General features: G+C 62.5%; 9 protein-coding genes. 7 read left to right on the forward strand and 2 right to left on the reverse strand.

The features are described from left to right. Positions 1-282: 282 nt before the first annotated feature. From AC629_RS10450 to AC629_RS10465, 4 genes are all read left to right on the forward strand, one after another. The gene (locus AC629_RS10450) at positions 283-1,185 is read left to right on the forward strand and encodes an MBL fold metallo-hydrolase (RefSeq protein WP_210419014.1); all 903 of its coding nucleotides are present in this window, start codon (positions 283-285) and stop codon (positions 1,183-1,185) included. Between the two features lie 140 nt (positions 1,186-1,325). Then, positions 1,326-2,474, forward strand: a complete 1,149-nt coding sequence (locus AC629_RS10455; protein WP_084804703.1) for a CapA family protein — start codon at positions 1,326-1,328, stop codon at positions 2,472-2,474. A 214-nt stretch (positions 2,475-2,688) separates the two neighbouring features. Then, positions 2,689-3,354, forward strand: coding sequence for a phosphoribosylanthranilate isomerase (locus AC629_RS10460; protein WP_245331789.1), 666 nt, complete (start codon positions 2,689-2,691; stop codon positions 3,352-3,354). 18 nt (positions 3,355-3,372) lie between these two features. Further along, a complete protein-coding gene (locus tag AC629_RS10465) occupies positions 3,373-4,101 on the forward strand; it encodes an SAM hydrolase/SAM-dependent halogenase family protein (protein ID WP_084804705.1) in 729 nt (242 codons plus the stop codon). 310 nt (positions 4,102-4,411) lie between these two features. Here the strand turns inward: AC629_RS10465 and AC629_RS10470 are convergent, their stop codons facing one another. After that, positions 4,412-6,091 carry a glutamine--tRNA ligase/YqeY domain fusion protein gene (locus AC629_RS10470; RefSeq protein ID WP_084804706.1) on the reverse strand — a complete coding sequence of 560 codons (1,680 nt, stop codon included), beginning with the start codon at positions 6,089-6,091 and terminating at the stop codon, positions 4,412-4,414. 156 nt (positions 6,092-6,247) lie between these two features. Here AC629_RS10470 and gltX point away from each other — a divergent pair, with 156 nt between their 5' ends. Both gltX and gltA read left to right on the forward strand, forming a co-directional pair. Continuing rightward, a complete protein-coding gene (gene gltX / locus AC629_RS10475; protein ID WP_084804707.1) occupies positions 6,248-7,675 on the forward strand; it encodes a glutamate--tRNA ligase in 1,428 nt (475 codons plus the stop codon). A gap of 145 nt (positions 7,676-7,820) precedes the next feature. After that, positions 7,821-9,125, forward strand: a complete 1,305-nt coding sequence (gltA, locus tag AC629_RS10480) for a citrate synthase (protein ID WP_084804708.1) — start codon at positions 7,821-7,823, stop codon at positions 9,123-9,125. 100 nt (positions 9,126-9,225) lie between these two features. Here gltA and AC629_RS10485 read toward each other — a convergent pair whose 3' ends face one another. Beyond that, positions 9,226-10,797, reverse strand: coding sequence for a winged helix-turn-helix domain-containing tetratricopeptide repeat protein (locus AC629_RS10485; RefSeq protein ID WP_084804709.1), 1,572 nt, complete (start codon positions 10,795-10,797; stop codon positions 9,226-9,228). A 216-nt stretch (positions 10,798-11,013) separates the two neighbouring features. On the opposite strand from AC629_RS10485, the gene AC629_RS10490 reads away from it, so the two are divergent. Beyond that, on the forward strand, positions 11,014-12,192 hold the full coding sequence (locus tag AC629_RS10490; RefSeq protein WP_210419015.1) for an ROK family transcriptional regulator: 1,179 nt from the start codon (positions 11,014-11,016) through the stop codon (positions 12,190-12,192). Positions 12,193-12,231 lie beyond the last annotated feature (39 nt).

Here is a 12,231-nt window from a genome sequence, read left to right on the forward strand (position 1 = left end):
CAACTGGCGCGGCGAAACTCTGGTTCCACATTGCTAGCTCTCCCTCCGAGAACTTTCGCAACACCACCTTAAGTCGGTCATGCTTCGCCGTGATTTCATCGCTTCTGGGAAATGGTTTCATCCCAAGGTCATTTGTGTCTTTCATGCGCGGAGTTCCGCTCCATTGTCGTCGGTCGCGCCCGATCCGGGTATTCCAGCTCGATCTTGCCCCGTGCGGAATCCATCGACGTCCCCTAAGATGAGGGCAGATGCATTGGGGCTGTTGCAGCAGAATAGTTGGTCATGCGACCGCTTTTCCATCCGAGCTTGGTCAACGGTCGCTACGGCGATCCGACGGTCTATGTCGAAACGCTGTTCGAAAAGCGAAGTCTGCTATTCGATATCGGAGAGATCGCTTCACTGGCGCCGCGGAGGATTCGACGCGTCGACCAGATCTTTGTCTCGCATGCGCACATCGACCATTTCATTGGCTTCGACCATCTGCTGCGTTTGCTCGTCGGGCATGAAAAATCGGTGCAGATGTTCGGTCCGCCCGGATTTGCCGAACACGTCTTTCACAAGCTTCAAGCCTATCGCTGGAACCTGGTCGAAAGCTATCCCTGCGATCTCGTCTTCGATGTGAGCGAACTCGGAGTGGACAATTCGATCTCCGCCACGCGGTTCCGGCTGAGGAAGGCATTCGCAGCGGAGCCATCAGGCTCTCGCAAGACCGTTTCCGGCGTACTCTGCGATGAACCGACCCATCGCGTCTCGGCCGCGATTCTTGAACACGGCACGCCCTGCCTCGCCTTCGCGCTGCAGGAGGCGGCCCATGTCAACGTCTGGAAGAACAGGCTGCTCGAGCGCGGATTGCCCGTCGGTCCCTGGCTGCTCTCACTGAAGAAGGCTGTCGTCGAGCGTCACGCCGACGATCAATTGATCCGTATCGGTGAAGCAGCAACGTCCGATCGCCTCGTTCCACTCGCCAGCCTGCGCGATCTCGTGACGTTCACTGCCGGTCAGAAAATCGGCTATGTGACCGACGTTGGCGACACGCCGGGCAATCGCGCTGCCATCGTGGCACTGATTCTGAATGCGGATATCCTCTTCATCGAGGCGGCGTTTGCGGGGGCAGGACGCTGCATTGGCGCGGCAGCGGGCTCATCTTACCACCACGGCTGCCGGAGAAATCGCGCGGGAGGCTAATGTCCGCCGCGTCGAGCCTTTTCACTTCTCTCCGCGCTATGCGGGAGAGCAGGAGCGGATGCTGGCGGAGGTGATGGCGGCTTTCAGAGCATCGCGCGCCTGACGCAAAGATCTGAGCGGCAGGACCTGAGTGGAAAGTCATGTCCGAGGAACGACATCTGCCAGCTGGGTATCGGAAACCGGTGCGGCTCTTCCTATGCGGAGATGTCATGTGCGGCCGCGGCATCGACCAGGTGCTGGCGCACCCCTGTAGCCCCGAGATTTACGAAGATTACATGCGATCGGCGACGGGCTACGTGCTGCTCGCCGAGCAGGCGAACGGGCCTATTCCGCGAAGCAATGGATCGTCCTACGTCTGGGGCGCTGCACTGGACCAATTGGAGTCCATGCAGCCGGACGCACGGATCATCAATCTCGAAACGGCTGTGACGGGCAGCAACGACCGCGCGAACAAGGGCATCAACTACCGCATGAGCCCCCAGAACGCAGATTGTCTCGCGGCCGCGGGGATCGACTGCTGCCTATTGGCCAACAACCACGTGCTCGATTGGGGCCGCGCCGGCCTGGTGGAGACGCTGACAATTTTGCAGAAGCTCAACATCAGGGCGGCGGGCGCAGGCCGCAATGATCTGGAAGCGCGCGCACCCGCAGTGCTCGACCTTGCCGACGCCCGGCTCCTGATCTTTGCGTTCGGATCGACATCGAGCGGAATCCCGTTCAAGTGGGCTGCGGCGTCAGACACTCCGGGTGTTAACCTGCTGCCTGACCTCAGCGGTGCGAGCGCGTTCGAGGTCGCTGACCAGGTCATGGCGGCCAGAAGGCCCGGCGATCTCACGGTGGTGTCGATCCATTGGGGATCCAATTGGGGATATCACATTCCCGATGAGCAGAGGATTTTTGCCCGCTCCCTGGTCGACCAGGCAGGCGTGTCGATCGTTCACGGGCATTCTTCGCATCATCCTAGAGCGATCGAAATCTATCGAGACCGCCTCATACTCTATGGCTGCGGTGATTTTCTGAACGACTACGAGGGGATCCGTGGTTACGAGCGCTACCGCGACGACCTGGCGTTGATGTATTTCGCCGACCTGGATCCAACCAGGGGAAGCCTTCATGCGCTCAAACTGGTTCCCATGCAGATCAAGAACTTTCGTCTCTCCATTCCATCGCGGCGCGACATTGATTGGATCCGGCAAACCCTGGATAGGGAATGCCGGCCGTTCGGAACGAGGGTCATTTTTGAATCCGAACAGCAGCTTGCATGTGTCGCGCAGAGGGCAACGACCTGACTCTCGTAATCCTCTTCTCGCTCTGTTTGTATTTTGGCTTCGTCAAGAAACTAGAGGCTTGAAACCGACGCAATCCGCTCTGGGTGAGACTCGGAAGCGCCCGCCAACGGGCACCTAGTCCGCATTTCTCCCGCCAGCCGACACAGGCTGTGGCTTTGCCAAACGCCGCCTTCGGATGTCTTATGCTCGATGTCCGCCGCGGAGGTTACGCCCGATGTTGACCCAGGTTTATGAAATCTCCACCGCCGAAGAGGCGTCCGCTGTTTCAGCGATGGGTGTCGATCATATCGGCGTGCTCGTCGGAGACGGCCGATTTCCGCGCGAGTTGCCGATCTCAGCAGCCTCCAACGTCGGCGCGGCGATTGTGCCGCCATCGAAGTTCTCAGCACTGTTCCTGAGCAGCGATCTCTCCTTGATTGCGTCGTGGGCGCGCGAACTCAACCCCGCGATCGTCCATTTGGGAGCGAGCGCCGAGCTGTTGTCCCCGCAAGACGTTGCTTCGCTCAAACACATGTTGCCCGGGACCGTCGTGATGAGAAGCGTACCGGTGTTCGGCGAGGAGAGCGTCGCAATTGCCCGCAGCTACGTTGGCATTGCAGACTTTCTGCTTCTCGACAGCTATCGAGCCACGGACAAGCAGATCGGCGCGCTCGGCGTGACGCACGACTGGGGTATCAGCCGCCGGATCGTGGACCTCGCCCCTGTTCCTGTTGTCCTTGCCGGCGGCCTCGGACCGGACAACGTCGCAGAAGCGATCCGAACCGTCCGTCCAGCCGGTGTCGATTCCAAGACGAGAACGGATCAGGACGGATCGCATGCCAAGGACCTGGACCGAGTCCGCCGGTTCCACGAAGCGGCTCGGGCGGCGGCGCCGTCATAGCGTGGAGCAGCTGACATCATGATTGTTCTGTTCACGGATTTCGGATTGCACGGCCCCTATACCGGCCAGATGAAGGCCGTGCTGCACCAGATGGCGCCTGGCATACCCGCTTTCGACCTCTTCACCGATGCGCCCATGGGCAATCCCAAGGCGTCGGCGTATCTCCTGGCGGCTTATGCGACCTGGTTTCCGCCGGAAACTGTCTTTCTCTGCGTCGTTGATCCCGGCGTTGGCGGGACGCGCCCGGCCATTGTGCTCGAGGCCGACGGCCGGTGGTATGTCGGCCCCGGCAACGGCTTGTTTGAGCTGGTCCAGCGCCGCGCCACAAGGACGCGCAGTTGGGACATCGACTGGAGGCCGGAGCGCCTCTCGGCCAGCTTTCACGGGCGCGACCTCTTCGCACCGGTCGCAGCCATGCTGGCGCGCGGCGAGCCGCCGCCCGGCCAGCCGCGAGGGGATGACAGGGATCGCCGCGCCGACTGGCCCGACGACCTCTGCGAGATCGTTTACGTCGACCACTTCGGCAATGCTATGACTGGATTGAGAGCCGCCGTGCTGCCGCCCAACGCCAGGCTTGCCTTGGCGGGTCACATATTGGAGCGCGAGAGAACCTTCAGCGATCGGCCGCCAGGCTCAGCTTTCTGGTACGAGAACTCGAACGGGCTCGCCGAAATCGCCGTCAACCAGGGCCGTGCGGACCGCGATCTTGGCCTTTCGACCGGCAGCCCGGTTGAGATCGTCCCTTAGGTTATGTCGCAGCGTGGTCTGCAGCTATGCGCACGCCAAGAAAGCAGAGCTCAGGAACGGATTGGCCAAAGCCGCAGACGCGCCACGCCAAGCCGCCGGAGACTGGCAACAAGCGGCTGGCCGATCAGACCCGCAAGCTTCTCAGCAAGCACTACGCGAGCAAATATCGGGTGCGGCCATCGCGGTAAGGGACGAAATCGAGGTCGGACAGCGCCGGCGCATCGAGCTTGGCGAAGCCGGCGCACCATTTGGTGATGATGGCGACGCGATGGCGCCGGCTTCGTCCTGTTTGTCGTCTCCTCAGCCTTTGTCAGCCCTTGGCGACTTCCTTCGCGAACGTATCGCGCAGACCGATGGTCCTGGAGAACACCGGCTTGCCCGGTGTCGAGTCCTTGTCGCGCACGAAATAACCCTGGCGCTCGAACTGCATCGGCTCCGTCGAATTGCTCTCCGCGACCGATGCCTCGATCCGCGCCTCGGAGAGGATCTCCAGCGACTGCGGATTGAGATCGGCGGCGAAGTTCGAGGCGTCCGGGCTCGGATTGGCGAAGAGCTGGTTGTAGATGCGGATCTCCGCGGGCTTCGACGTTGCCGCCGGCAGCCAGTGCATGGTCGCCTTGACCTTGCGGCCGTCGGGCGCGTTGCCGCCCTTGGTCGCGGGATCATAGGTGCAGCGCAGCTCGACCACCTCGCCGGCATCGTTCTTGATCACGCCGGTGCACTTGACGAAATAGGCATAGCGCAGCCGCACCTCGTTGCCCGGCGACAGGCGGAAGAACTTCTTCGGCGGGTTCTCCATGAAGTCGTCCTGCTCGATATAGAGCTCGCGGCCGAAGCTGATCTTGCGCGTGCCGGCGGAGGGATCGTCGGGATGGTTGATCGCCTCGAGCTCCTCGACCTGCCCTTCCGGATAGTTCTCGATCACGACCTTCAGCGGCTTCAGCACCGCCATCCGGCGCTGCGCCGTGCGGTTCAGCTCCTCGCGGATGCAGAACTCTAGCATGCCGACGTCGACCACGCTGTTGGCCTTGGCGACACCGATGCGCTTGACGAATTCACGAAGGGCGGCCGGCGGCACGCCGCGGCGGCGCATCCCCGCGATGGTCGGCATCCGCGGATCGTCCCAGCCCGCGACATGGCCGTCGCGGACGAGCTGGGTCAGCACGCGCTTCGACAGCAGCGTGTAGGTCAGGTTGAGCCGCGCGAACTCGTATTGGTGCGGCTGCGACGGCACCGGCAGATTCTCGATGAACCAATCGTAGAGCGGCCGGTGGTCCTCGAACTCCAGCGTGCAGATCGAGTGCGTAATGCCCTCGATCGCGTCCGACTGGCCGTGGGCGTAGTCGTAGCTCGGATAGATGTTCCATTCGGTCCCGGTGCGCGGATGATGCGCATGCAGGATGCGGTAGAGCACCGGGTCGCGCAGATTGATGTTGCCCGCAGCCATGTCGATCTTGGCCCGCAGCACGCGCGCGCCGTTCGGGAATTCACCGGCCTTCATGCGCCGGAACAGGTCGAGATTCTCCCCCACGCTGCGGTCGCGGAACGGCGAATTCTTGCCAGGCTCGGTCAGCGTGCCGCGCGCGAGGCGAATCTCCTCCTGGGTCTGGTCGTCGACATAGGCGCGCCCGTCGCGGATCAGCTGCTCCGCCCATTCATAGAGGCGCTCGAAATAGTCCGAGGCGAAGAACAGGTTCTTGCCCCAGTCGAAGCCGAGCCAGCGCACGTCGGCCTGGATGGAATCGATATATTCCTGCTCTTCCTTGACCGGATTGGTGTCGTCGAAGCGCAGATGGCAGCGCCCCGGAAACTCCTGGGCGATGCCGAAATTGAGTGCGATCGACTTGGCGTGGCCAATATGCAGGTAACCGTTCGGCTCCGGCGGGAACCGGGTCACGATCTCCTTGTACTTGCCCTGATCAAGGTCGGCCTGGATGATGTCACGAATGAAATCGCGCCCAACCTCAGCTGCCACCGGTTCTGTTGTCATTCCGCAAATCCTGTAAGGAAATCAGCGGCCCTTCTGCCAAATTCGGAAGGCCGAGCCAAGACCCTAAGCAAGGCCTCAAGCTGTCCGCCGTCGGGCTTTAGTTATGTCCCGTTCCTGCTATACACCACCGGCTCCAATGCATAGGCCCTGCCAAGAATGACCAATTCCGTCGTCACCCGCTTTGCTCCCTCCCCGACCGGCTTCCTCCACATCGGGGGCGCCCGCACGGCGCTGTTCAATTGGCTCTATGCGAAGAAGCACGGCGGCAAGATGCTGCTCCGGATCGAGGACACCGACCGCGAGCGCTCCACCGAGGCCGCGATCGGCGCCATCCTCGACGGCCTGAAATGGCTGGAGCTCGGCTGGGATGGCGACGTCATCTACCAGTTCAGCCGCGCCGCCCGTCACCGCGAGGTCGCCGAGCAGCTGCTCGCCGACGGCAAGGCCTACCGCTGCTACGCCACGGCCGAGGAGCTCGCCGCGATGCGCGAGAAGGCGCGCGCGGAAGGCCGCACCCGCCTCTATGACGGCATGTGGCGCGACCGCGATCCCGCCACCGCCCCGGCCGACGTCAAGCCAACCATTCGCCTGCGCGCGCCACAGACCGGCGAGACCGTGATCGAGGACCAGGTCCAGGGCCGCGTGGTCTGGCAGAACGAGAACCTCGACGACCTCGTGCTTCTGCGCGGCGATGGCAATCCGACCTACATGCTCGCGGTGGTGGTCGACGACCACGACATGGGCGTCACACATGTCATCCGTGGCGACGACCATTTGATCAATGCTGCGCGCCAGAAGCAGATCTACGATGCGATGGGCTGGGCGCTGCCGAGCATGTCCCACATCCCGCTGATCCACGGCCCCGACGGCTCGAAACTGTCGAAGCGCCATGGCGCGCTCGGCGTCGACGCCTACCGCGCCATGGGATATCTCCCCGCTGCACTCCGCAACTACCTGGTCCGCCTCGGCTGGAGCCATGGCGACCAGGAGATCTTCTCGACCGAGGAGATGATCGCGGCGTTCGACCTCTCGGGCGTCGGCCGCGCCGCCGCCCGCTTCGATTTCGCCAAGCTGGAAAACCTCAACGGCCATTACATTCGTAACGCCGACGATCAATCACTCGTGAAGATGTTCGAGGACGTGCTGGAGCACGTCGTGCCCAGCCGCGACGAGCTTAAGGCCAAGTTAAGCGACACCACGCGCGGGCAGCTTCTTAAGGCCATGCCGGCCCTGAAGGAGCGCGCCAAGACGCTGATCGAGCTGATCGACGGCGCTTATTTCATTTTCGCGGACCGCCCGCTGGATCTGGATCCCAAGGCGCAAGCGCTGCTGACCAGCGACAACCGCAAGCTGATCGGCCAGCTTCATTCCGCGCTGGAGAAAGTCGAGACGTGGAGTGCGGCTAATACGGAGGCCGCGTTGCGCGCCTTCGCCGAGGAAAACAGTCTCAAGCTCGGCGCGGTCGCCCAGCCGTTGCGGGCGGCGTTGACCGGACGAACGACATCGCCTGGTATATTTGAGGTTTTAGACGTCCTGGGACGGCCGGAAAGCCTGGGCCGGCTTAAGGATCAGTCTACGACGTAAGTAGGTCATGCGGGCGGTGATCTTGCAGCGCACACAGCAATAATATACCCATCTCCTCCGTACATTCTGGAACATCCGGCCTGCCCCTTGATCTTTCTCGGGGCCTCCGGCTCCGGCCCGTTTCACCACACATCGGGGACCTACGATGGACGCAAAAGAAAGCAATAAGACCGCCACGCTGACGGTCGGAAACAAGACCTACGATCTCCCGATCCACAGCGGCAGCATCGGGCCTGATGTCGTCGATATCGGCAAGCTCTACGGCCAGTCCGGCCTGTTCACCTACGATCCCGGCTTCACCTCGACCGCGAGCTGCCAGTCCAAGATCACCTATATCGACGGTGACGCAGGCGTGCTGGAATACCGCGGTTACCCGATCGAGCAGCTCGCCGAGAACGGCGACTTCCTCGAGACCTGCTATCTCCTCCTTTACGGGAACCTGCCGACTGCCGCGCAGAAGAAGGATTTCGACGACCGCGTGATCCATCACACGATGGTGCACGAGCAGATGGCCCGCTTCTTCCAGGGCTTCCGCCGCGACGCCCATCCGATGGCGATCATGGTGGCCGCCGTCGGCGCGCTCGCCGCGTTCTATCACGACTCCACCGACATCAACGATCCGAAGCAGCGCATGATCGCTTCCATGCGCATGATCGCGAAGATCCCGACGCTGGCGGCGATGGCCTACAAGTACACGGTGGGCCAGCCCTTCGTGTATCCGAAGAACTCGCTGAAGTTTGCCGAGAACTTCCTGAACATGTGCTTCGCCGTGCCGTGCGAGGACTACAAGATCAACCCGGTGCTTGCTGATGCGCTGGACAAGATCTTCATCCTGCACGCTGACCACGAGCAGAACGCCTCGACCTCGACGGTGCGTATCGCCGGCTCCTCCGGCGCCAACCCGTTCGCCTGCATTGCCGCCGGCATCGCCTGCCTCTGGGGCCCGGCGCATGGCGGCGCCAACGAAGCCGCGCTCGCGATGCTCGCCGAGATCGGCACGGTGGATAAGATCCCCGAGTTCATCGCCAAGGTGAAGGACAAGAACAGCGAAGTCCGCCTGATGGGCTTCGGCCATCGCGTCTACAAGAACTACGATCCGCGCGCCAAGATCATGCAGAAGATGTGTCACGCCGTGCTCAAGGAGACCGGCCATGGCGACGATCCGATGCTGAAGGTGGCCCTCGAGCTCGAGAAGATCGCGCTCAGCGACCAGTACTTCATCGACCGCAAGCTCTACCCGAACGTCGACTTCTATTCGGGTATCACGCTGAAGGCGATGGGCTTCCCGGTCTCGATGTTCACCGTGCTGTTCGCGGTCGCCCGCACCGTCGGCTGGATTAGCCAGTGGAGCGAGATGATCGAGGATCCGCAGCAGAAGATCGGCCGTCCGCGCCAGCTCTACACCGGCGTCACCCGCCGCGATTACGTGGCGATGAAGGATCGCAAGTAAGTCTCGGCCAACACGGCTTTCGAAACGGCGCCATCACCTGATGGCGCCGTTTTCGTTTGAGGCGACAGGGATTCAGCCTCGCCACCGGCACCGATCGAAATCACTCGGGAATGCCCGCGAGCCGCATCGCCTCGATGTAAAGAGCAAGATCCTCCTGCCGGCGCAACGGTATGAGATCGCCTATGCCCGAGAGCCTAAAGGTTGGATCGAGGCTGAGGATTCGGCGAGCGACAGGTTCGGCCTGTGCGCGCTTGCCTTGCATGGCCAGGGAAGCAGCAAACATCCGCAGCGTAGGCAAATGGCCATTTGTAAGCTGCACCGCCTCGCTCGCGATCCGCTCCGCTATCTCGAACCGGCCCAGGAAGAAATTTGCGGCGCTCATCATCGAGATCATGATCCGCCGACTGGGATCGCGCGGACTGAGCCGCATGGCCCGATTCTGATGCTCGATCGCGAGCTCGTGGGCTCCCATGTAGAGTCTCAGCCAACCGCTGACGCTCCACGCGAATGCGGAATTCGGATTGAGCTCGACCGCCTGATCGATCAGTGACGCCGCGGCATCCAGTTCACCGGCCAGGTAGCCGAACACCAACGCGGCCGCCGCAAGCGCAGCCTCGTCATCACTTCCGAAGGTGATGGCAAGCCGGGCCAACCTCATCGCCTCGGCCGTTTCCTGCTGAGGATCGACCATCCAGTGGGGATGCTTCTTTGCGTTGATGCAGAGAGCGGCGCGCGCATAGGCGCCACCATAACGAGGATCGAGCTCGATCGCCTTGTAGGCGAGGCGCAGCGCTTCCTCGTTTGCCTCCCGATCGCCGTGCCGCCACACGGCGTTGGCCCGCAGGACGTAATCATAGGCGTCGAGCTTGTCCGTCGGCTTTCGTTGCGCGAGAACGCCTTGCTCGGATTGGAGCCGCATATCCACGGTCACGGCGATGCGTTCGGTGACGCGATCCTGAAGATCAAATACATCGTCAAGCTCGCCGTCGAACTGGTCCGCCCACAAATGGACGTTGGTCGCCGCTTCGATCAACTGCCCCGTAATGCGCACGCGGCGGCCAGCCCTGCGCACGCTGCCTTCGACCACATAACGTACACCCAGTTCGCGGCCGACCTGCTTGATGTCGACCGCTCTGCCCTTGTAGGTGAAGCTCGAATTGCGGGCTATTACGAACAACGACCTGAACCGCGACAATGCCGTGATGATGTTCTCCGACATCCCGTCCGCGAAATAATCCTGTTCCCGGTCACCTGACATGTTTTGGAACGGCAGCACCGCAATCGAGGGTTTATCGGGAGGTGTCAGGACGTGTTTGGGCGATTGGCCGGGACCACTGCCAGCCGCTCCATCGGCGGTATCCCGGACTTCCTGCACGTGTCCGACGAAGCGGAATCCTTTGCGCGGGAACGTCTTGATCAGGCGCTGCGCCTCCCCGGAATCTCCGATTGCAGTCCGGGCGACGTTCAGGCGCGTCGTGAGCGCTGCATCCGACACGCTCCGCCCCTTCCAGATCGTGTTGATGAGGTCGTCCTTGCTGACCACGCGCTCCCTGTTCCGGATCAAATGATCGAGAAGGTCGAACACCTGCGGCGCGACGGAGACAATCTCTGCCCCGCGCCGCAATTCGCGCCGTTCGGTGTCGAACTCATAGTCCTGGAAGAGATAGCGCAAGGTGCTAGTCCCTTGGGCTGGACTCAATCGTCACGCGCAGAATTCCGCGCCAGCATACTCTACCCACAGATCAATCAGCGGGAAGCGTCGAACGAGTCCACGCACTCATTTTTGCTGCCGCGCACAACAACAAGTCTCCCTCCGGGGCCGGCGAACGCTTGACAGCCGAAACCCTCCGCGCGCAAATTCTTACACTAAGTAAGAATGACGACAGGGATGGAAATGCCGGAGCAGCCGAGAAGTCGGCGGCAGACGCGCGCTGCCATTTTGACTCATCTGCTTCAGTCGGGCGGCTCGTTTCGGCCGCCCCTGGCCAAGTCCGTGCGCCTGTCCGAGGCGAGCCTGTCGCGCATCCTGTTCGATCTGAAGGCCGAAGGCCTGATCGAGGAAGTGCGGCAGCCTGCGCCTTATGTTGGTGGTCCGACGGGACTCGTGTCGCTCGATGGCTCGGTGGCGCTCGCGGGCCTGGAGCTGACGGGTCAATGGCTCAGCGTCGGCGTCGGCGGCCTGACCGGCGAGCTGCATTACACCGAGCGTGTGCCGCTGCCGGCAAAACCGACCGTCGAGTCCGTCGGCCGGGTGTTTCGCGAAGCGCTGACATTGCTGCGCGACTGGACGCGGCGGCGCCGCGTCAGGCTTGCGCAAATCGGCGTTTCCGTTCCGGGCCTCGGCCGCTTGAGCGAGTTTGGCAATCCGATCATTCCCTGTGACATCAGCCGCGTTCGAGGTCTGCTCGGCGAGATGTTTGCCGACGTAACGGTCGAGTTCACCAATTCGGTGGTGGCGCATGCCACGTTTCATCGTTGCCGTACGGAAAACTACCCGTTCAGCGGCGCGCACCTGTTCGTCTTCGTTGGCCAGGGCGTTGCCGGGGCCTGGATGGACGATCCCATCGAGGACGACGCCCTCCAGCCGGTGGAGCTCGGCCACATGGTGTTCGGAGCCGACGGACCGCGCTGCCGCTGCGGTCATCACGGTTGCGTCGAAGCCTATACGTCGTTGCCGGCGCTGGCCGAGCTGCTCGGCGTGCTCGAGCCGGAGCTGCTCCAGCGTGGAAGCGATTGGGGGGGCGCGATCCCGATATCCTCGCGCGTGCGGCAGGAACTGCGGCATCGCCTGTATCGCCTTGGCCTCGCGATCGGCAATACGCTGAACGTCAAGCCCTGTCACGGCGTCGCCATCTCCGGCTGGCCGTCGCTCCTTGCGGAGAACGATCGGAAGGCGCTGGTCGACGGTGTCGATGCCAGCCTGCTCGGCGGCCGTAAGCATGCTCAAGTGTCGCTCGCTTTCGTACCGCCGTCGAATGGCAATGATCCGCGGGCCGCGCTGGCATTCGCGGCTTTCTGCCTCGCTTGCCGCGGCGGCATGCCGGCCGCATCGACGGAGGCCGCCTGAGATTGCCAGTTACTGGCTCTCGCGAACAGTTCACACCGG

Origin of the sequence: Bradyrhizobium sp. NAS80.1, assembly GCF_001908205.1 — a bacterium.
Classification (GTDB): Bacteria; Pseudomonadota; Alphaproteobacteria; order Rhizobiales; family Xanthobacteraceae; genus Bradyrhizobium.